Raw genomic sequence first — 663 nt, 5'->3', positions numbered from 1 at the left:
GAGGTGCTGCGGACCGGCCGGTGGCGGCTGGGGGCTGCGGGCGTCGCGGCCCTGCTCCGGCGGCCGGTGGTAGCGAAGTTGTTCGCGCGTACCCGTGGCCGTCGCTACGCCCGCCGGCTGCTGCGCCGGCGCCCTCGACCGACCGGGCACGGTCACGGCGCCCCGCCGGCCGCGCCGTCTGCTGCTACCGCGGCTGGTCCTCGAGGCGGCGGCGGTGGTCAGGGGGAGCCGGTCGGTCCCGCCCGGTCGGCCGTGGTCTACGCCCTGGTCACCGTTCCGGCTGTGCGCGGTCGAGGGGTCGGGCGCGAGCTGCTCGAGGCCGCGGTCGAGGCGGCCCGGCAGGAGGGGGCCACCGAGGTGTGCTTGCTGACCCGTGACGCCATCGCGCAGGCCCGCCCGGCGCCGGGGCTGCGGGGGCAGGCGTCAGACCGGGAGCGTGCAGGGGCGGCCGGCTTCTACGACCGGCTGGGATGGCAGCGGGCCCGGAAGGTCGAGCGCGACGGTGCCGCGCTGATCGAATACCGCCTACCTCTGCGGTAGCCCCAGGGGTGGCTCTGAGGTGGTCCGGGGGGTGGCTCGGGGGTGGTCCGGGGGAGGGGGGCTCGGGGGGTGCTTCTACGGGCCGCGATCTGGCGGCATGTCTGAGTCGAGGGCAGGCCCGCG

1 protein-coding gene is annotated in these 663 nt (G+C 77.5%); it reads left to right on the top strand.

Annotated elements, in window-relative coordinates; genetic code table 11:
* Positions 1–3 precede the first annotated feature (3 nt).
* Complete coding sequence (locus tag WDV86_RS01890; RefSeq protein WP_339565902.1) at positions 4–540, top strand: GNAT family N-acetyltransferase; 537 nt, start codon at positions 4–6, stop codon at positions 538–540.
* The last annotated feature ends 123 nt before the right edge of the window (positions 541–663 follow it).

It is taken from the genome of Pseudokineococcus sp. 1T1Z-3, assembly GCF_037482365.1.
In the GTDB taxonomy this organism is placed as follows: Bacteria; Actinomycetota; Actinomycetes; order Actinomycetales; family Quadrisphaeraceae; genus Pseudokineococcus.
This window is presented reverse-complemented; position numbering and strand designations above follow the sequence as displayed.